General features: G+C 37.6%; 21 protein-coding genes. 5 read left to right on the top strand and 16 right to left on the bottom strand.

Features of this window, described 5'->3' with window-relative positions; genetic code table 11:
* Positions 1–5 precede the first annotated feature (5 nt).
* The gene (locus G6Q10_RS05890; RefSeq protein ID WP_163654095.1) at positions 6–716 is read right to left on the bottom strand and encodes a DnaD domain-containing protein; all 711 of its coding nucleotides are present in this window, start codon (positions 714–716) and stop codon (positions 6–8) included.
* 113 nt (positions 717–829) lie between these two features.
* Positions 830–1,255, bottom strand: a complete 426-nt coding sequence (locus G6Q10_RS05895) for a MarR family winged helix-turn-helix transcriptional regulator (protein WP_163654098.1) — start codon at positions 1,253–1,255, stop codon at positions 830–832.
* 134 nt (positions 1,256–1,389) lie between these two features.
* Here G6Q10_RS05895 and G6Q10_RS05900 point away from each other — a divergent pair, with 134 nt between their 5' ends.
* Together G6Q10_RS05900 and G6Q10_RS05905 are read left to right on the top strand one after the other, a co-directional pair.
* A complete protein-coding gene (locus G6Q10_RS05900; RefSeq protein ID WP_163654101.1) occupies positions 1,390–1,689 on the top strand; it encodes a DUF2316 family protein in 300 nt (99 codons plus the stop codon).
* A 13-nt stretch (positions 1,690–1,702) separates the two neighbouring features.
* On the top strand, positions 1,703–2,665 hold the full coding sequence (locus G6Q10_RS05905; RefSeq protein ID WP_163654104.1) for an aldo/keto reductase: 963 nt from the start codon (positions 1,703–1,705) through the stop codon (positions 2,663–2,665).
* Positions 2,666–2,856: 191 nt separating this feature from the next.
* Here the strand turns inward: G6Q10_RS05905 and asnS are convergent, their stop codons facing one another.
* The 14 genes from asnS to G6Q10_RS05975 form a co-directional block, all read right to left on the bottom strand.
* Positions 2,857–4,149, bottom strand: coding sequence for an asparagine--tRNA ligase (gene asnS / locus G6Q10_RS05910; RefSeq protein ID WP_163654107.1), 1,293 nt, complete (start codon positions 4,147–4,149; stop codon positions 2,857–2,859).
* Positions 4,150–4,165: 16 nt separating this feature from the next.
* Positions 4,166–5,347, bottom strand: a complete 1,182-nt coding sequence (locus G6Q10_RS05915; RefSeq protein ID WP_163654110.1) for a pyridoxal phosphate-dependent aminotransferase — start codon at positions 5,345–5,347, stop codon at positions 4,166–4,168.
* Between the two features lie 16 nt (positions 5,348–5,363).
* Complete coding sequence (locus tag G6Q10_RS05920) at positions 5,364–5,885, bottom strand: cell wall elongation regulator TseB-like domain-containing protein (RefSeq protein WP_163654113.1); 522 nt, start codon at positions 5,883–5,885, stop codon at positions 5,364–5,366.
* 73 nt (positions 5,886–5,958) lie between these two features.
* On the bottom strand, positions 5,959–8,736 hold the full coding sequence (gene dinG / locus G6Q10_RS05925; protein WP_163654116.1) for an ATP-dependent DNA helicase DinG: 2,778 nt from the start codon (positions 8,734–8,736) through the stop codon (positions 5,959–5,961).
* A gap of 36 nt (positions 8,737–8,772) precedes the next feature.
* Positions 8,773–9,618: a pantoate--beta-alanine ligase gene (panC, locus tag G6Q10_RS05930; protein ID WP_163654119.1), complete on the bottom strand. Its 846-nt coding sequence runs from the start codon at positions 9,616–9,618 to the stop codon at positions 8,773–8,775.
* Positions 9,615–10,454, bottom strand: a complete 840-nt coding sequence (panB, locus tag G6Q10_RS05935) for a 3-methyl-2-oxobutanoate hydroxymethyltransferase (protein WP_163655775.1) — start codon at positions 10,452–10,454, stop codon at positions 9,615–9,617. Before panB ends, panC begins: the two co-directional genes overlap by 4 nt.
* Positions 10,455–10,604: 150 nt before the next feature.
* On the bottom strand, positions 10,605–11,060 hold the full coding sequence (locus G6Q10_RS05940) for a thioredoxin family protein (RefSeq protein ID WP_163654122.1): 456 nt from the start codon (positions 11,058–11,060) through the stop codon (positions 10,605–10,607).
* Positions 11,061–11,201: 141 nt separating this feature from the next.
* Positions 11,202–12,176: a biotin--[acetyl-CoA-carboxylase] ligase gene (locus G6Q10_RS05945; RefSeq protein WP_163654125.1), complete on the bottom strand. Its 975-nt coding sequence runs from the start codon at positions 12,174–12,176 to the stop codon at positions 11,202–11,204.
* Positions 12,166–13,341 carry a CCA tRNA nucleotidyltransferase gene (locus G6Q10_RS05950; protein ID WP_163654127.1) on the bottom strand — a complete coding sequence of 392 codons (1,176 nt, stop codon included), beginning with the start codon at positions 13,339–13,341 and terminating at the stop codon, positions 12,166–12,168. The genes G6Q10_RS05945 and G6Q10_RS05950 overlap by 11 nt, the downstream gene beginning before the upstream one ends.
* 20 nt (positions 13,342–13,361) lie before the next feature.
* Positions 13,362–14,150 carry a 4-hydroxy-tetrahydrodipicolinate reductase gene (gene dapB, locus G6Q10_RS05955; RefSeq protein ID WP_163655777.1) on the bottom strand — a complete coding sequence of 263 codons (789 nt, stop codon included), beginning with the start codon at positions 14,148–14,150 and terminating at the stop codon, positions 13,362–13,364.
* Positions 14,146–14,481 carry a nucleotide pyrophosphohydrolase gene (locus tag G6Q10_RS05960; RefSeq protein ID WP_163654130.1) on the bottom strand — a complete coding sequence of 112 codons (336 nt, stop codon included), beginning with the start codon at positions 14,479–14,481 and terminating at the stop codon, positions 14,146–14,148. The genes dapB and G6Q10_RS05960 overlap by 5 nt, the downstream gene beginning before the upstream one ends.
* Before the next feature lie 32 nt (positions 14,482–14,513).
* Entirely contained in the window at positions 14,514–15,626 is a 1,113-nt protein-coding gene (locus tag G6Q10_RS05965; RefSeq protein WP_163654133.1) for an NAD(P)/FAD-dependent oxidoreductase, read from the bottom strand.
* Entirely contained in the window at positions 15,623–16,267 is a 645-nt protein-coding gene (locus G6Q10_RS05970; RefSeq protein ID WP_163654136.1) for a uracil-DNA glycosylase, read from the bottom strand. The genes G6Q10_RS05965 and G6Q10_RS05970 overlap by 4 nt, the downstream gene beginning before the upstream one ends.
* Positions 16,268–16,346: 79 nt before the next feature.
* Positions 16,347–16,886 (bottom strand): DUF924 family protein, encoded by a 540-nt coding sequence (locus G6Q10_RS05975; protein WP_163654139.1) that lies wholly within the window; start codon positions 16,884–16,886, stop codon positions 16,347–16,349.
* A gap of 156 nt (positions 16,887–17,042) precedes the next feature.
* Between G6Q10_RS05975 and G6Q10_RS05980 the strand changes: the two genes are divergently transcribed.
* From G6Q10_RS05980 to G6Q10_RS05990, 3 genes are all read left to right on the top strand, one after another.
* The gene (locus G6Q10_RS05980; protein ID WP_163654142.1) at positions 17,043–17,669 is read left to right on the top strand and encodes an FMN-dependent NADH-azoreductase; all 627 of its coding nucleotides are present in this window, start codon (positions 17,043–17,045) and stop codon (positions 17,667–17,669) included.
* Positions 17,670–17,808: 139 nt separating this feature from the next.
* A complete protein-coding gene (locus G6Q10_RS05985; protein WP_163654145.1) occupies positions 17,809–19,425 on the top strand; it encodes an NAD-dependent malic enzyme in 1,617 nt (538 codons plus the stop codon).
* 15 nt (positions 19,426–19,440) lie between these two features.
* Positions 19,441–20,460, top strand: a complete 1,020-nt coding sequence (locus tag G6Q10_RS05990) for a serine hydrolase domain-containing protein (protein ID WP_163654148.1) — start codon at positions 19,441–19,443, stop codon at positions 20,458–20,460.
* Positions 20,461–20,533 lie beyond the last annotated feature (73 nt).

Consider the following 20,533-nt stretch of genomic DNA (forward strand, 5'->3'; position numbering starts at 1 on the left):
CGTCTTCACCCTTTTCTTTTTTCAAGCCAATCATAAAAAGGAACGCGATGTTCACTTTGTTTGACACGATCTGTCTCTGAAAAATTTTGCTTTGTTTTCCCGTGGAAACCTTCTGCTCGGTTCCGTGCCTCTTCAACCGTTTTAATATTCAGCTTCTTCCAATCAAGCAAAATACGATCAATATAACGAAAAGTAAGCTTACCTGAAATGACGGCTTCTTTCAAAGCTTCTTTTACTAATTCGACTGGCAAATGATCCTGATCTAACCAAGCAGCCATCGTTTCAGCTTCAAATGGTGAAAGTGGGCGACCGAATTCTGTCTCAAATAGACAATATAAATTCGTCTCTTCCGTCACAACACGCTCTGCCTTTGCTGCTAAATTTTTACTTTCATAGTAATGCCATAACTTTTTCCACAGGGATTCAAGTGAATAACTTTCTGAAATAACTTGCTCTCCGCTGCGCTCAATTGTGACAAAACCTCTCTGTAACAAGGATTCAAGCACTTTTGCTGTTTCAGAAAGCGATAATGTCATTCGTTCTGATAACTCTTCTATCATCGGAAAAGAGTTGCCATGCGCATGAAAAGAATCGATTTGTAAAAGAAGAAGAAGTTCTTTCTCATCTAGCGAAAGATCAGTATAGTGTATAAGTAATGCTTGCGAAACAGGAAGCTGACCTACTTTCATCCATTCCAGCATAATTTTTTGATCCATTTAAAACACCTCTCACTAGAAGTATAGCATGATTTCTTCTACAAAAATATTAAATCGTCATGAAAAAGTTACGATAATCGGTAAAAATAAAACTTTGCGTAACAAAGAGTTATTTAAGGACGAAATCCTTGAATGATTTTTTCAAGAACTTTTTCAGCTTCTATTTTTTCTTCATTTGAAATATTCGCAAGGAATTCCTTATTCAAATCAGCAAAAATTAGCTGGACTTGCTTAGCAATTTCCTCCCCTTGTTTTGTTAAATAAATTTTTTTTTGGCGCTCGTTGTCACGAGGAATTTCGCGATAAAGGTATTGTTTTTTTTCAAGTCCTTTTAAAAGATTGGTAACGGTAGCATCTTGTTTACTTAAATATTGGGCTAACTTCTTTTGAATGGTTCCTGGATAAACGAATACAAAACTGAGTGTTCTTGCTTGCTGTGTATTTAATTGTAGTTGTTTCAGGCGGTTTGCAATAAATGCTTGTTGCAACAAACTAATTTGATGTATTTTATCAGATAAATCCTGTTTATTGGTTACCATCTTTTCCCTCCGATAATGCATGCTTCTTTATAGTATAAATTACAACTTTTTGATTGACAAGTTTTAATAAAGTAGTATCATAAAGTTGTAAATACAACTATTTCATAAACAAGTTTAAAGGAGGAAACCAAATTATGTCGTTAACATTCGCGCAAAGACAAAATACGATCCAAGAATTAAAAAAAAGCTTAGAAATCTCAGGCTTAACCATCGCTGAAGTGGCCAATCAACTCGATACACATGAAAACAACATCCATTCTATTTTGCACTTAAAAACCAATTCCTTAGAAGATCCATGGATATTAAAAGAATTTTTAACCACACAGATTATCAAACAAGGAAAAATGCCTGTAACATTTACAGCATTAGTGGGCGACTTTCATCATTACCCATTCTTAAATTCAAAAAAAATAGAGCAATTACAGCTTTTATAGAGGAGGAAAAAAGATGAATACTACTAATTTTGGGCTCGGATGTGGAAGTTTTTCTACAGCAAATAAAAATTTATTAACCGAAAGTACAGCCATTATTCGTTCAGCAATGGAACATAATGTTACTTTTTTAAACACTGCTGATTTTTATGGTGCTGGCGAAAGCGAAATGGCTATTTCTCATGCACTTTATCATGAACAACGAGATGCAACTTATCTTTCTTTAAAATTTGGAGCCCTCATGGCACCAAATGGAATGATGTATGGTTTAGATGTACACCCAGATCGAATTAAAAATTATTTAACACATTCTTTAAAACGACTGAAACTAGATTATATCGATTTATATCAACCTGCTCGAATAGATTTAGCGATCCCAGTCGAAGAAACAATCGGTGCCATTTCTGACTTGGTAAAAGAAGGCTATGTAAAGGAAATCGGAATAACACAAGTAGATGCCCAAACCTTAAGAAAAGCGCACGCTACCCATCCTATTTCTTATGTAGAAATGGAATACTCTCTTTTTAACCGATCAATGGAAAAAGAAATCGTACCAGTAGCACGAGAACTGGGGATTAATATGGTCGCATTCGGTATCTTAGCGCATGGTTTATTAAGCGGAGCGTGGACAAAAGAAAAAGTAGCGCAAGGAAAAAGAGCTCAAAATAAGACTACCTCACTCCTAGATAAAGACAATATTGAAGAAAATATCTTACGAGTAGAAGCACTAAGAAAAATCGCTGAAGAAAAACAACTAACCCTATCACAGCTTATTCATGCTTGGGCACTTTCTAAAGGCGAGGATATCCTCCCTTTAATCGGTGTAAGCAAGCTAAGCCAATTTGAAGATTCGATCCAAGCGCGCCAAGTTAAATTATCAAATGAAGAGATCTCACGAATTGAAAAAGCAGTACCAGAAGACAAAATCAAAGGAAAGAGTTTTAGACAATTAACGTTTAGAAATGGTGTAATTGTCTAGAAGGAAAAGCGGTAGAGGTACTTATATTTAAAGGGGCTCGGAGTTCAGCGCAATTTTTTATTAGAAAAAATTGCGATAAATCAAGCGAAAGCGCTCGTGATTAAAGAGGTCTGCCAGAATCCGGAAGTGGAAATCTGGCAAGCTTTTTCAATCACGAGCGCTTTCGTTGATTTATTTTGACTTCCTTTTATTTAAGGATATAAGCGATTTAACAAACGTGGGAATGGAATGGACTCACGAACATGCTCAGTTCCTGAAATCCAAGCAACTGTACGCTCTAAACCAAGTCCGAAACCAGAATGTGGAACAGAGCCATAACGGGCTAAGTCAATATACCAACGATAGGCTTCTTCGTCTAAGCCAAACTCTTTAACACGTTTAAGAAGTGCTTCTAACTCGTGAATACGCTCAGATCCTCCAATAATCTCACCATAACCTTCTGGTGCAATCAAATCTGCACAAAGAACGACTTCACGATTAGTCGGATCTTCTGGCATATAAAACGGCTTAATTGCTTTTGGATAATGTGTAATAAAGACTGGCTTTTCAAAGCTATCAGCAATGGCTGTTTCATGTGGTGCTCCGAAGTCTTCGCCCCATTCAATATCATGAAAACCTTTTTCTTTCAATAACTTAATCGCTTCTGTATACGTAATCCGTGGAAACGGTGCTGTCATTTTTTCAAGATGCGTTGTATCACGTCCAAGTCTTTCAAGTTCAAGCGAACAGTGGTCAAGCACAGATTTTACTAAGAAAGCCACATAGTTTTCTTGAACTTTTAAGCTATCTTCTAACTCATAAAAAGCCATTTCTGGTTCAATCATCCAGAATTCAATTAAATGGCGGCGTGTTTTCGATTTTTCAGCACGAAAAGTTGGACCAAATGAAAAGACTTTCCCAAATGCCATTGCACCAGCTTCCATGTATAATTGCCCACTTTGCGAAAGGTAAGCATCTTCCTCAAAGTATTTCGTATGGAATAATTCGGTTGTTCCTTCTGGCGCGCTTCCTGTTAAGATTGGTGGATCAATTTTTATAAAACCTTCATTGTTGAAAAACTCATATGTTGCACGAATAATTTCATTACGGATTTTCATAATGGCATGTTGGCGATTAGAACGCAACCATAGATGACGATGATCCATTAAAAATTCTGTCCCATGCTCTTTTGGTGTGATTGGATAATCGTGTGATTCTGAGATGATTTCAAGTGACTCGATAGCCATCTCATAACCAAATTTAGAACGTGTATCTTCATGAATAGTCCCTGTTACATAAAGGCTTGTTTCTTGAGTTAATCCTTTTGCTTGGAGGAAGATTTCTTCAGCTACTTCTGCTTTTACAACAACACCTTGCATAAACCCTGTGCCATCACGAAGTTGTAAAAAAGCAATTTTACCACTTGAACGTTTGTTGGCTAGCCATGCGCCGATTGTTACTTTTTGATTGACATAATCTTTTGATTGATTAATTGTTATTTTCACTTCTTAAGTTCACTCCCTATTTTTTCATAAATTCTTGAATTCGTTGTAATGCTTTTTCAAATAAAGCGGCTTCGGTTGCATAAGAAAGACGAATATAATTTGGCATACCAAATCCTGAACCTGGAATAACAGCCACCTTTGCATCCTCAAGTAGCGCTTCAGCAAACTGGTCAACATGATTAAATCCTTTTAATGCCGCTGCTTCTTTTGCTTCAACAAAGAAATAAAAAGCGCCGTCTGGTTTTTTTGGATAAAATCCTGGTATTTTTTCTAACTCAGGATAAAAACGCTCCATCCTTTCAGCAAAAGCTTCGTACATTTTCTCCGGTATAGCTTGACTACCATTATAAGCTTCAATAGCAGCATACTGGGCATTTGCAGTTGGGTTGCTCGTCATATGATCAGCAAGTTTCCCCATTCCCGAAATGAGACTTGCATTTGCAGCGGCATAACCTATTCGCCATCCCGTCATTGAATATGCCTTAGATACACCATTAACCACAATTGTTCGCAGGTAAAGATCCTCGCTCAAGCTTGCAATAGAGGTTACAACACCACTGCCATAATATAACTTTTCATAAATCTCATCTGAAACAATCAGTAAATTGTGCTTTGTTGCAACCTCTCCAATTTGGCGTAATTCTTCTTCAGAATAACACATTCCAGTTGGATTATTTGGGGAGTTCAAAATGATGGCTTTTGTTTTTTCAGAAATGGCGCGTTCGAAATCTTTTGCTAAAATTTTGAAATCAGTATCAAAATCAGTTTCAACAAAAACAGGAACGCCTCCTGCTAACTTGACTTGTTCAGGATAAGTTACCCAATAAGGGACTGGAATGACTACTTCATCACCTGGATTTAAAATGGCTTGAAAGATAGAATAAAGCACATGCTTAGCGCCAGTTCCAACAAAAATTTGATCCAGCGTATAAGTTAAGTGCTGATCACGCTTTAACTTATCACAAATAGCTTGCTTTAATTCAGGAATTCCCGTTGAGGGTGTATATTTTGTTAAACCAGCTTCCATTGATTGAATCGCTGCATCAATAATATTTTGCGGTGTATTAAAATCGGGCTCCCCAGCACCTAAGCCGATCACATCAATTCCTTCAGCTTTCATTTTCTTAGCTTTTGCAGTAATTGCAAGCGTTTTTGAAGGCGCCACTCTTTTGACGCGTTCTGATAAGGAAATGTCCATTTTACTTCCTCCTAAATTACAAGTTTTCGATTTCTCGCAACCATTCACCGTCTCTAAATGTCATGTCATAATAATTTAAACGATTATATTTATCAAGATAACTCACTTCATAAAGCGGCAAATCACCTTCCATACCAAGTGTTACATTTAAAATTTTCTTCGGTTTTTTAGCTGCTTCAACAATCCTTCTCGCCTTTTGAGCAGAAATTCCGTCTGACGCATACTTTACATAAATTTTATCTGATTTCTTTTTAGGAACCCAAATAATGATCTCTTTATTTTCTTTATTTTTGCCAGTTAATACATAATAAGTTGATTTAATGCCAGTATATAAGTAGAACTTCCCTTGGTCCTTTAAATCAACGCTACCACTAATCCTTGCTAGTGCCTCTTTTTTTGCTTCTTGTACAGGCCTTTCAGCGCTTCTCGCATAAAGAAAGAAAGCAAGAAGTAAAAGTATAACAACGCTAATAATGGCCAGTATCCAAAGACCGATCTTACGTCCTTTCTTTTTTCTATGCAAAATAAATTCTCTCATTTCCTGTTATATTTGCCGGACTACACTTTAGGCATAGATCCATTATAGCAATTCAGCTTTATTTTTTGAAGTCTTAATCTTGATCTCCCTTAAAAAATTCTGCTGTTTCGTCAAGAAGCTGAGATTGGTTCGCTTTAATGATGGGTACATCTGGAATTGAGCTTAAAAATGCTTTGCCAAAATGCGTTGTATCAATGCGGTTATCAAAAATAAAAATCAGCCCTCGATCTGTTTCGCGGCGAATTAAACGACCAAATCCTTGCTTAAAGCGTAGTATCGCTTCTGGTAAAGAATAATTTTGGAAAGCATTTTCCCCTTGTGATTTTAAAAGTTCAATTTGCGCTTTCGTATACGGATCATCAAGTGGTGCAAAAGGAAGTCTTACAATCACCAAACAGCTAAGTGCCTCCCCAGGAATGTCAATCCCTTCCCAAAAACTTGTTGTTCCAAGTAAAATCGCTTTATCAAATAATTGAAATTGTCTTGTTAAACGATCCGTACTACCACTTGACCTCCCTTGTGCTAATATGACAAACTCGGCCAATACTGGATTGGATTTCAGTATCTTAAAAGTTTCATCAAGCATTTCAGATGCGGTAAAAAGGACCAGCATCCGGCCACTCGTTTTTACAGCAATGTGTGAAAGATAATTGGCTAGCTGTTCAGTGTATGTTAAAAGAGGCGTACTTTTAATAGGTGACATATCATTTGGAATCAGTATTTTAGCGTGTTTGGCATACTTAAATGGAGATGCGATTTTTGCTTCAATCAATCGATCAGCAAGTCGATTTAGGCCAAGCTTTTTTTTAATATAGTCGAAAGAGTCTTTAACAGTAAGTGTAGCTGAGGTCATCACTACGCTATCTTTTGTATCAAAAAAATGATCAGCAAGCTTATTCTCGATTCCTCCTGACATATTTGTTATTTTAAGGCTGGATAATGAATAATTTTTGTCGCATTCTAAAATCACAATGCTAAACGCTTGGTGTTGGTTAATCATTTGTTTTAACCCTGCTGCCATGTGCTCCCAGTCAAGCAAAAAAGAATAGGTCTCCTCAATAAAAGCAATCTCTTGCTCTGAAAAAGATCTGCTTTTCTGCTTTCCTTTTTCCAGTAATGCTGTCATGTTTTTAACGACTTCAAATAATAAAGTCACTAGGTTCTCCGCTGTGTAAAACAAATCATCAGTTAATGTGACTTCCACTTGCTGCTTATTTTTATTGTACAAAAGCGTTTTAAGCTCAGTAAAAAACGCGTCGATGGCCGAACCTAATTTAAACGCTGCAATATTTAAATCAAATAAACTACTTTCACCCTCAAAGATCATTTCTAAACGGCTTAAGAGTGAATATTTTTCAAGTGACCCTAATTGATTTAAGAAATATTTCATTTTCCGATACGTCAAACTAAAGCTCCACTGGTCTCTTACACTATCAGCAAAATGATGCGCCTCATCGATCACAGCATAACTATATTCTGGCAAACGGCTTTTTTTAGTGAAATGATCTTGTAAAAGAAGCGCATGATTGACAATCACCAAATCAGCATGCTTTGCTTGCTCTACATTGAACTTGTAAAAATCATAGTCCAACCATGGATCTTTATCTTCTGGCAAAAACCAACCAGTATGCTTCATCCGGTTCCAAAATAGCTTACCACCACTCGATAAATTAACTTCATCAATATCTCCCGTTTTTGTTTCCATCAACCAAACAAGTAATTTTAATTTCGTAACAACAACATCGTACTGTGTATCTACTTCATAAAGAAGCTGCTCAAATTTAAATAAGTTAAGGTAATGATCTCTTCCTTTTAATAAAGTAGCAACTACTGGAAGATCCGTAAGCTGCTCCACAAGCTTGACATCTTTTTGAAATAGTTGGCTTTGAAGTAGATTGGTATATGTGCTAATAATAACAGGTAAACGTTCTCCCTTTGCAAAATAAAGGGCAGGCAAAAAATAGCCTAACGACTTACCAATCCCTGTTCCAGCTTCAATAAGTGCATGAGATTTACTTTCCATCGCTTGATGCACCAAATCCATCATTTCAAATTGACCGTTTCTTACATAAAGTGGTGCGTTAGCCTTTCCAAAAAGTTTCATTTTTGCTTGATTTGTTTTAGGAAAAACATGCGCCGAGAAGTGAGAATAGCTTGGTTTTTCAATACTTTTACGCTGGATGACAAGGCCACGATACTCAAGTAAATGAGCAGGAAGTGTTTCCACTTTACGCCCTTTTCGCATCTCGATTTCAAAAATTAAAGATGGCAAGTAACTCTTTAATGATTGTGAAATCGAGGACATTTTTTGAATAACCGCAAGTGGCAAGCTCTCTAGCTTATGTAATAATTGAATGAGTAATTCAGCAGTAACCAGTGCATCACTATCCGCTTTATGTGGATCATTATGGGTTAAACCAAATTCATCACTCAAATCTTGTAATTTATAGCTGTCAACGCCCGGATATAAAATCCGAGCAAGCTCTACTGTATCAAGCTTATGAACTGAAGCAATCTCAATCTCAGCACGCTCCATTTCTTTTTGTAAAAATGTCCAATCAAAATTAACATTATGAGCAACAAAAATGGTATCTTCCAAAAGCGAATTGATCACCGGAGCAATATCTTGAAATTCAGGAGCATTCCGAACATCTTCTTCTGTGATCCCTGTTAACTCTTTTATAAAGGCAGGAATTGGTCGATTGGGATTTACAAAGCTAGAGTAGGTTTGAATAATTTGGTTGTTTTCAACAAGCACCGCTGCAAATTGAATCATTCGATCGGAGCGATTAGCTTGGTTCCCAGTTGTTTCTAAATCGACAACCATATAGCGCTTATGTTTTTGCCCCATCTTTTCACCCTCCTAAAATACTTCCAAAACAGAGATTCACTTGCTTTTCAGTGGAATGATCTCATTATCAATTAGCCGTGTCTGTTTGTATTTCACAGCAATGGCTAAAATAAGCGCTTTACTCCTAGCTGAAGCTGCTAAAAAGCTAGGATAATCAAGTAATGTTAAATAATCGATTTGGTTAGCCGTTCCTAAAAGCCGGTCCTTAACCACTTGATAAACTTTTTGTTCGTCTAGATGACCTTCTTCTATTCGTTTTCGCCCAAGGAGTAGCGCTTGATGAAGTTTAGCAGCATCCCTTCGCTCGGCTTCGCTTAATCGGACGTTGCGACTGCTTTTTGCCAGACCATCTTTTTCACGGATTGTAGCTACTTTGCGGATTTCAATTGGTAAAAAATAATCGGCTACAAAGCTTTCAACAATAGCAACTTGTTGTGCATCTTTTTGTCCAAAATATGCACGCGTTGGCATCATGAGCGAAAATAACTTTAACAAGACCGTAACAACACCATCAAAATGCCCTGGTCTTGCGCTTCCATCTAATACGTCGATTCGCTTTTCGACGTGCAATTGTACAGATAATTCTTGTGGGTACATTTCATTCACTGTCGGTAAAAATAACAAATCTACACCCGCTCGTTCTGCTTGCAATGAATCCTCTGCTTCATCACGCGGATAACACGCAAAATCTTCATTTGGTCCAAACTGCTTTGGATTGACAAAAATACTCATAACGACATAATCATTTTCATTTTTTGCAGCTTTCACAAGCGCTAGATGCCCTTCATGTAGATAGCCCATTGTCGGTACAAAACCAATCTCTAAATCAGAAACCTTCTGTAAAGCCTCTTTTAACTCTGCTTTGGTTCGAACCATTCTCACTTATTTTCGCCTCCGTATAAATCAATGATGTCTTCTGCCTTCATCGTAAATGAATGCTTATCTTCTGGAAAATAACTTTTTTTCACATCGGAAACATAATGAATAAGCGCAGAGATAATCGGTTCATCAATATCAAGATAAGCTTTAACAAATTTAGCGCGTCTTGAAATCCCGTATCCGATTACATCATGAAATACTAAAACTTGGCCATCTGTTTTCACCCCAGCGCCGATACCAATTACAGGAATATGTAATCTATTTGTGATTTTTTCTGCTAGTTGTTTCGGAATCGCCTCAAGCACAAGCATAATAGCCCCTGCTTGCTCTATTCTTAAAGCTTGTTCCATTAACTCTGCTGCCTCTTCTTTTGCTTTAGCGCGTACTTTATAGCTCCCAGTTAAACCCACTGTTTGTGGTGTCAAGCCAAGATGCGCTACAACTGGGGCTCCTGCTTCAGTCAAAGCTGCAATTTTTTCGACAACCCGGCCTGCTCCTTCTAGCTTAATTGCATTTGTACCACTTTCTTGAATTAATTTTCTAGCTTGCCAAATCGTATCCTCGATTGAAGCATGATAACTCATATATGGCATATCTGTTACGATAAACGTATTTGGTGCCCCTCTTTTTACAGCTTTTGTATGGTGGATCATATCCGCCAGTGTTACAGGGATCGTTGAATCATATCCAAGGACAACCATGCCAAGGGAGTCTCCTACTAAAATTAGATCTACTCCCGCTTTTTCAGCATCTTTCGCTGAAGGATAATCATAAGCTGTGATCATCGCAATCTTTTCTTGCGCTTGTTTCATCTCTAAAAATTCAAGTGGTTGTTTCATCATTTCGTCTCCTTTTCGTCCGTGTTTATTCAAATCACGGCAAAAATATAAAATAAATTAGGATAAATGTATTGTTTTATCAACATAAATACAATCAATTCTTTTATCCCTCCTGCTATGTTACCATAACTTTAAATTTCAAAAAAGTCTTTAATGCGCATGTTGATCAAGCCATTTTTGCAAGTCCTGCTTACTGCTAGAAGCCTTGTAAATCGACGTTATCTTTCCTTTATCAAGGTAGACAAGCGTTGGTACCGAATCAACATCGATCCCTTTCAAAAAACTAATCATCTCTGTTTGATTTGCTTTAGCCGCTATCTCAACATCATAATAGTCCATCTTTTTTATTTGTCTAGCTTTTAACTCTTTTTGTAAAACTGGTTGAAAGGCTTGGCAATCTGTGCAACTTGCTCTTCCAATATAAATAGCGCCTGTTTCTTTTTGCTTTATTTTTCTTTTAAAATCGGCAGTTGAAATGGTTTTTAAAAAAGTCTTGGCCTGTATCTTTGTTGCTACCATCTTGTCTTCTAGTTCTTCTTTTCCACCACATGAAACTAAAATGATACTGATGATAAACAAAAATGGAATGCTTATAAATTGTTTCATTCTCTCACCCTCCCAAACACTATTATAACGAACAAAGTATGATCTGAAAAATAAGTAAAACAAGATTTTAACGGCTAATAAATCACTTTTAGGCACAAAACTAGCCAGAAAATAAAATTTTCCGGCTAAAACTGCTACCCATTAATTCATTTCAATATCCGCAGAATAAATATGATGAATTTTTCCAGTATCATCTTGTACAAGTAAAACACCAGTATCAGAAATGCCAAGTGCCACTCCTGTAATTTTTTCTTGCATGGTCGTCACCCTTAGTGTTTTTCCAAATGAAAGGGCACGTTCTTCCCATAAAATTTTAATAGGTGCAAAACCTTGTTCGATAAAAAGGAGATAATACTTTTCTAAATAAAATAAAATGGCTTGAATTACCTTCCGTCTAGAAACTTTAGTTCCTAATTCCTGTTTAAGGGAGGTCGCTTTATTTACGAGCTCATCTGGAAATTCTACTTGGTTAACATTGACACCAATTCCAAGGATCACCGCATGGACAGATTCAGCATCTGCTTGCATTTCTGTTAAAACGCCGCAAACTTTGCGCTTACCAATATAAACGTCATTTGGCCATTTAATTTCTGCTTTTAAATTTGTTAATTGCGTGATGGCCTCTGTCACAGCGAGTGAAGCAATAAATGTAAATTGTGGTACTTTTTGAAGGGGAATATCTGGTTTTAAAATAATACTCATCCAGATTCCTTGTCCTTTTTGTGAATCCCACGATCTTTTCAGGCGTCCCTTGCCACCTTTTTGTTCATCAGCAATGATTACAGCTCCAGAACAAGCGCCATTTGAAACAGCAAGATGTGCAACTTGTTGTGTCGATTCGACTACATTTAATACGGTCAGCTCTTGCCCAATTAATTTTGTTTTTAAACCTAATGAAATGGCATCTTTTGAAAACTGGTCAGTAGAGGCTTCTAAACGATAGCCCTTGTTACGAACGGCTTCGATAATAAAGCCTTCTTTTCGCAAAGCACTCATATATTTCCATACAGCTGTTCGTGAACACCCAAGAAATGACGCCATTTGTTCTCCAGAAATAAATTCTCCTCTTTTTTCGGAAAAAAGTGCAAGTAATTGTTCACGCTTTTTATTTCCCACTAACAAGCCATCTCCTTATTGCTTCTCTATTGTTTGGAAGTTTCTTGTTTAAAACAGCTTGTTCAACAGAGATTAATTTTTCTTTTAACCAAGGACCAGGTTTCTTGTCATACCATTTAAGCAAATCCTTACCATTAATAGCAAGGTCACTGATACTTTTAATTGGTAGCCTTTCGTACATCTTATCGCATTCCAACTGCGCAGAATTTCCAGTCACTAAAAAACGCAGCTCCTCAACAAGAGAATAGATTTCTTTTCCTGCTAAATAAAGGGTATAATCTGTCCAAGGCTCATTTAGTTGATACCAATAAACCGCTTGCTTTACATGAGTAATAAGTTTATTAGGCAATTTCCAAGCTTTTAAAAATGTTTGAATATCATTAACCTCAATCGCCGTAACTAAAGCAAGCCAAATTAAGTCAGCTGAAGCCGTTTCAGCAAAATGCCAATCAGCAAGATTTTGCAAGCCACTTTTTGCTTGTTTTAGCCCCGGTAAGTAATGATGCAGATGCACATCAACTAAGAGATCCATTGCTTGTTTACGCGCCTTTCCACGAATCATTTTTTCCCATTCTATCGTTTTTCGCTCAACCGATGTATGTTCAAGCAATTTAATTTCGCGTTTTAGCGCCGCTTTAGTTTTTTCCTCAATTGTAAAATCTAACTGGCTCATAAAACGGACAGCGCGCATCATTCGTAAAGCATCTTCTTGAAAACGCTGATTTGGAATACCAACAGCTTTAATTTCGCGTTCTTGAATTGCTTTTATTCCAGCAAATGGATCTTCAAAATGAAATTTCTCATCCATAGCGATGGCATTCATCGTAAAATCACGCCGTAATAAATCTTCTTTCAATGAGCGAATAAAAGTGACTTCACTTGGTCTGCGGAAATCTTCATATTTTCCTTCTGTTCGAAAAGTAGTCACTTCATAAAGTTCGTGTTGATAACGTACTGTCACCGTCCCATGTGCAATTCCCGTGTCATAAGTAACAGGAAAAACCTGCTTGACTTCTTCTGGAAAAGCACTCGTCGCAATATCCACATCAGAAATTGTACGCTCTAAAATAAAATCCCGCACAGCTCCCCCTACAAAATAAGCTTCATATCCAGCCTCTTGAAGCTGCTTTAGTATCGGTGAAGCTTGTTTAAAAACTTCTTTCATAAAAACTCCTTCCAATCCACTTAGAGAATATTTTCTAAGCCGTAAACCAGCGTTTCATAGTTCGCCGTTTCACGAATAGCAAGCGCCACACCCGACATAAATGAAAGCCGATCATATGAATCATGGCGAAGGGTTAAACCTTGCCCTTCAGCACCAAAAATCACCTCTTGATGCGCTACAAGCCCAGGTAAACGAACACTATGAATTCGCATGCCCTCATATTCTGCACCACGCGCCCCTTGAATTGTTTCTTGCTCCTCTTTTGCCCCCTGATTTATGGCTTCACGTGCTTTTGCCATCATTTCAGCTGTTTTAATTGCTGTTCCGCTTGGAGCATCTAATTTATTATCGTGATGCAATTCAATAATTTCCACATTGGGAAAATATTTTGCTGCTTTTTCGGCAAACTGCATCATTAAAACAGCGCCCACAGCAAAATTTGGAGCAATTAGACTACCTATTTTTTTCTGGCTAGAAAGCGCACTTAGTTCTTCAATTTGTTCCGGTTTAAAACCAGTTGTACCAATCACTGCTCGAACACCAGCTTCAATAATCGTCTTCGCATGTGAATACGCAACGCTTGGTTCCGTAAAATCAACGACACATTCCGGTTTTTTTTCTTTGATTAAATCCGTTAATTCTCTGTATACCGGTACATCTAACTGATTAAACTCTACCAGCTCATTGATGTTCTTTTCATCTGGTTTTTTATCTAAAACAGCAACTAATTCCATATCTTTCTCGCGTAAAACGGTTTTAACTACTTCATGCCCCATCTTTCCTTTAAATCCTGATACTGCTACTTTAATCATGGCTATTCTCCTTTTTTGTCCAGCGATTCTGATCACGCTGGTTAAATTTTTCAAGCACGATTTCCATTGCTTTTTCCAGATCAATCTCAAGTGAATTTGCCATACAAGTCAGCACAAAGAAACAGTCACCCAACTCTTCTATCATGCTTTTTTCTTGTTCACTATTTTTTTTAGGCTTTTCGCCGTAATAGTGATTGACCTCACGCGCAAGTTCTCCTACTTCTTCAGTGATGCGCGCCATCATACTAAGTGGTGAAAAATAGCCTTCTTTAAATTGTCCAATATAATCATCGACATCTTGCTGAATTTCCTGCATTGTTTTTGCCACGATTCATGCTCCTTTCACGTAACGCTTATTTTTCACTTTTTATAAAGATAGTGATTAGGATCATAATTTTGAAGTGGAATCATGATTTCACCCTCCATTACTAAATCAGCTAATATTTTACCAACATAAGCACCTGTTGTTAAGCCAGATGCACCTAATCCATTAGCGACAAAAATAGGCTCATTCGCTAACTGACCGATCATCGGGATAAAATCAGAAGTATACGGCCTTGTCCCGACGGCTAACCTTTTCGGTAAATCTCTTAATTCGGTCGCTAAAAAAGGCTGAACAGCTTGAATAATTTCTTTTTCACCAGCATTTGTTGGCGTTAAATCAAAACCAGCCGTTTTTTCATGTGTGGCTCCAAGCATTAACTTTCCCTCGTCAAATGGCACAATACTTTTAGCGCTCGGTGGTAAAATGACAGGCCAATCATTTGTTTTTTTCATAGGAAGCTTGGCCTCAATGATTTGACCTTTTTGCGGGAATACTTCTAAATCATAACTGATTTCTTGTAAACTTTCACGCATCCAGGCACCACCTGCATGAATGATTTTTTCAAATGGAATGCTTTGTTGTAAATGATATACGCTTAATGTCTGGCCTTTTTTTGCTAATCTTGCTGTTCCATTCAACCATTTTGCGCCGTTTTTTATTGCAGCTAGCTTTAAAGTACTAACTAGTACCGAACCACTCACACGCCCTCCACCTGAAACAAAAATCGCTTCATATCGAGGAGCAATAATTGGGAATTTAGCCTTTACTTCCTCTTCGTTCAGCCAAATGATTTTACCCATTTCCGGAGCCATTTGCCTTCTTTCCAAGGCTCTTTTTTCTAGGTCCGCTAAAACGTGCTTTTCTTTATGAATATAGAGCGCACCAACTTGTTTATACCCTGATTCTAACTGTTCTTTTTCTAAAAGCTCACGGTGAAGTATAGGATAATACCAAGCACTCATTTTAGCAAGCTGATACCAAGTCTTACTACGCCTTTTAGAAAGCCATGGTGAAATAATTCCTGCTGCGTGCCTTGTGGCTTGTCCAGCTCTTTCATCATCAATCAAAGTCACATCATGACCTGCTTTAGCTAAATGATAACAAGCACTAGCGCCAACAATTCCACCACCGATGATCACAATTTTCATATCTTATTCTCCTTCAACCAACGCGCTAAAATTTGAAAATCAGCTTCAATTAAAGGAAGTAGCTGGCGATTATAAAAGATAGCGGCGGGATGAAAAGTGGGCATTACGATATACTGCTTTTTCCCAAATTGCAATGTCGCTTCTTCTGTTAAAGTTAGGATTTCATGTTGAAAAAATTGACCATGCGTTTCGCTAACCTTGATCCTTTTCCCTAGTATTCTTCTTAAGCCAATATTTCCTAGCGTTACAATGATACGCGGTTTAAGCTTCTTAATTTCATAATCCAAAATGGGCGCATGGATAAGGATTTCTTTTTGCGAAGGCGTACGATTATATTTTCGTGCTAAACTTTTTCCTGTTTTTCGATCTATTTTTTCACGAAGCTGATAAGGTCTACTTCTAACAGAACTTGTAATATAAACATCTCCACGCGAAAGCCCAGCTATTTCAAAAAACTTCATCAATTCTTTCCCAGCTCGCCCACTAAAAGGGATATGATTATGTATTTCCGTTTCACCTGGTGCCTCCCCGACAAACATCACTCGTGGATTATCAGAACCTTGCCCCACGACAAAACCCTCTAACGCATAATGTGCACTTTGTTTTTTCACCATCTCTATTAACTCAGTTGGAATCTCCATACTGCACTTCCCTTTTGATTTGTTATCACTATTTTACTGAAAACCCAAATAAATTACAAAAACAAGCTTCAGCGTTTTGCTAAAACGCTGATCCTGGCGTCTGTAAAAAAGCAAGTTCTTCTTCAGTTGAAGCGCGCCCTACTATTTTATTACGGTGTGGATATCGGCCAAACTTTACTAAAATATCACGGTGTTGCTGTTCAAATTGCAGGTTTTTCTCCATCCCTTTTTCAGAAAAACATTTTACTGCCTCCTCGTGAATTAGTAAGGATTCTGAATGCATAAGTGGCATATATAAAAATGATCTCTCTTCTACAGAAAGCTGTTCAATTGGGTAATGTAAGATCGCTTCTTGAGCAAGAATAAGCGCCATCCCATCATAAGCAAACGACCGCGGATCATCACGATAAAGGTTTCGCGAAAATTGATCTAAAACAATAATCTCAGCTAGGCGCCCTTGAATCGCTAATCGCCAATCGACTTTTTCACCTTTTATCACTTGCTTGTGAACTTTTAAAAAACGTTTTCTAATCAGTTCATCAAAGGATTTGTTTTTGGTAAACCATTCGTCTGGTGTAGATTCTTTAAACCAGAAATCAATAACCTCTTGATAATACATATCACATGCCTCCTCATTTACTTCTTTCTCATTGTAACATCTTCAATTAAAAATTGTCGAAAAAATAAATAACTAATTTTTTGTAAGCAAGTTACTTGATATAACCACCCTATATCAGCTAAACTAAAATAGATATCTTACTTAGGAGGGAAAAACATGGAAAACGTATTATTTATTAAAGCAAATGGCTTGCCTAAAGAACGCTCTGTTAGCGTCACTTTATATGAAACATTTTTAGAAAGTTATCAAGAAAGGCATCCTGATGACATCATCACCGAACTCAATTTATTTGAAGCAGATTTACCTTATTATGATGCCGTTATGATGAATGGCTTATACAAAGAAGCAAATGGCGAAGCGGTAACACCTGAAGAAAAACGCTTGGCAGACATTGCGAATAGTTATCTTGAAGGCTTCCTAGCTGCAGACAAAGTGATTATCGCTTTTCCTTTATGGAATTTCAGTATTCCAGCACAACTTTTAACCTATTTATTTTATTTAAGTCAGGCTGGTAAAACGTTCAAATATACAGCAGAAGGGGTAGTTGGTTTAATCCCAAACAAAAAAGTAGCACTCTTAAATGCTCGTGGAGGCGTCTATTCTGAAGGCCCATTAACTGATCATGAAATGTCTGCTACTTATGTTAAAAACGTCCTCGCACATTTTGGCATTAAAAATCCTGAGCTTATTGTCGTGGAAGGTCACAATGCCAAGCCTAACCAAGCCAAAGAACTTATTGCAACAGGCATAACAGAAGCTAGCGAACTTGCGCAAAATTTTTAATTTAAAAAAATAGCTAGTCCTGAGTTCTAAAAAATTTTAGCATCTCAGGAACTAGCTTTTTTTCGTACCCCTTTAAGTTGTACTTTAAGCACCTTACATTGTAAGATAAGAAGGAAGAAGGTTAAAGGAGACGAATACAATGACGATATTAAAAAAGCCACTGCTCAACAAAGGAACCGCTTTTACTGAAGCAGAGCGAATAAAACATGGCATTACAGGATGCTTGCCACCCGTTTATGAAACCATTGCCCAACAAGCAGAACGTGTTTTTAAGCAACTTGATAAGCTAGAAGATCCACTGGCCAAACATTATTTGCTTGGTGACCTATATCACGAGAATCGTACACTTTATTATTACGTCGTTTCAAAAAATATCACTGAAATCTTGCCCTTAATTTATACGCCAACAATTGGTGATGCTGTAGTTAATTACCATTTAGATTACAAAACTCCTGAAGAAGCGCTTTACATTGATGCTTTTAACAGTGAACAACTGGGCACAACATTAAAACATGCTGCTTCTCATCCAGAATCAATTGATATGATGGTCATCACAGATGGTGAAGGTGTACTTGGCCTAGGCGACTGGGGTGTAAATGGTGTTAAAATTGCTGTTGGAAAACTTGCCGTTTATACGGTTGCTGCTGGCATTGCCCCAGATCGCGTCTTACCAATTGTTATTGATGCCGGAACCAATAATCAAGAGCTCATCCAAAGTTCGAGATACCTTGGTAATAAAAAAGCGCGTCTAAGTGAAGAAGCCTATGATCACTTTATCGCTCATTTCGTTGAACAAGCCAAAAAAATTTTCCCTAATGCAGTTTTCCATTGGGAAGATTTCGGACGCAATCACGCCGCACGTATTTTGGAAACATATCGTTCAAAGATTTGTACATTTAATGATGATATCCAAGGAACAGGCGCAATGGTCCTTGCAGCAGCTCTTGCGACAACACGTGTTTCAAAAATTCCACTTAAAGATCAACGTATTGTTGTTTTTGGTGCTGGAACTGCTGGAATTGGAATTACTGAACAGCTCGTTTCTGAATTGATGCGCGAAGGCCTTTCCGAAAATGAAGCCAAAGAACGTTTTTTCCTAGTAGACAAAGAAGGTCTGATTACTGATGATCTTACCCATTTAACTACTGGTCAACAGCGTTTTGCAAAAAAAGCAAGTCTCTTTAGCGAAAAACGCCCTACAACTTTAGCAGAAACCATCCATTCAGTCAGACCACACATGCTAATTGGCTCAAGTGGTGTCGCTGGTGCTTTTTCTGAAGACGTTGTTCGGACGATGGCAAAACATGTTGATTGGCCCGCTATTTTACCTTTATCCAATCCAACAAAACTAGCAGAAGCCAAAGCCAGCGATCTCATTCATTGGACAGAGGGACGAGCTCTCATTGTAACAGGAAGCCCCACAAAACCTGTGACCTATAACGATACCACCTACTATATTGGCCAAGCAAATAATGCCTTGCTTTACCCTGGACTTGGCTTAGGCGCCATTCTTATCCGTGCAAAACACATCTCAAATAAAATGCTTCTTGCTGCAAGCCATGCCGTTTGTGAAACTGTCCATTTAAAAAAACAAGGCGATATTCTCCTTCCACCGATTGAACAATTAAGAAAAACCAGTTATCAAGTTGCACTGGCTGTTGCCAAACAAGCAATAGCTGAAAACTTAGCAAACAGCTCCATCAACCATCTCGAAAAAGCACTTGAAAAACTCATCTGGGAACCAAACTATCGCTAAAGGAGCTAAAAACAAATGTTTCCAAAAACGAGATCATTATTAAACGAAATCATTACCGAAAAAGCAGCTCCCGGCATTACCTACCAAATCATCACCAAAAAGCAGCATGAAACAAAGCTTATCGGCGCAAAACAACTTGTTCCTTCTAAACAGCCGCTAACTGCGGATCAAAAAAATTACTATGATATCGCCTCTTTAACAAAAGTTATCGCAACAACGATTCGTATCTGCCAACTAATTGAATCAAAAAAATTAACGACAGAAAGCTTAGTACAATCCTTTTTACCCGAGTTCCGCTATCCAGATATAACTGTTCTCGATTTACTCACACATAGCTCAGGGCTCGCTAAAAGCATTCCTGGCTTTAAAATTGAAAATCGCACTGATTTACGTCGGTACGTTTTTTCAACAGAGCAAGTCCGAGCACGCCACGAATTTGTGGAATATAGTGATGTTAATTTTTTACTATTAGGTTATCTGATTGAAACTCTTGATGGCGCCTTTGAAAAAAGCATTAAAAAGCATATCTTAGGCCCCTTATGTATGAACGATACAACCTTTTATCAAGCAATGAATAAAGACCAATCGATTCCAACAGAAATCGATCCCAATCGTGGTCTCATTCAAGGGGTTGTCCATGATTTCAAAGCTTTTATTGCCAAAGAAAATACAGGCCATGCCGGTCTTTTTAGCACGATGACTGATTTATCACTTTTTGCCCAAGCACTCCTCCTAAATGATGGGACTCCTATTCTTTCCAAAGAAATGACCAAACGCCTTGCGCAAAACTATACGCCTAGCTTAAATCGCAGTCGTGGTCTGGGATTTGATTTAAAGAAAACAAACCATGGTTATGCCCTTTATCACACAGGATTTACAGGAACATTTATCACGCTTGATTTGGAAACAAAAAATGGTTTAATTGTGCTTTCAAATCGAGTTCATCCTACACGAAAAAATAACCTTTTTAATGAAAAGCGTGACATCATTGCCGAAACCTTCCTCAAAGAAACAGAATCCTATTCAAAAAAATGAAGACGCCACAAATAAGCCATGTTAACAGAAGAATTAGCACTCGTCTTCATTTAATTTCAATGCAAAAAAATCC

It is taken from the genome of Listeria sp. PSOL-1 (assembly GCF_902806445.1).
In the GTDB taxonomy this organism is placed as follows: domain Bacteria; phylum Bacillota; class Bacilli; order Lactobacillales; family Listeriaceae; genus Listeria.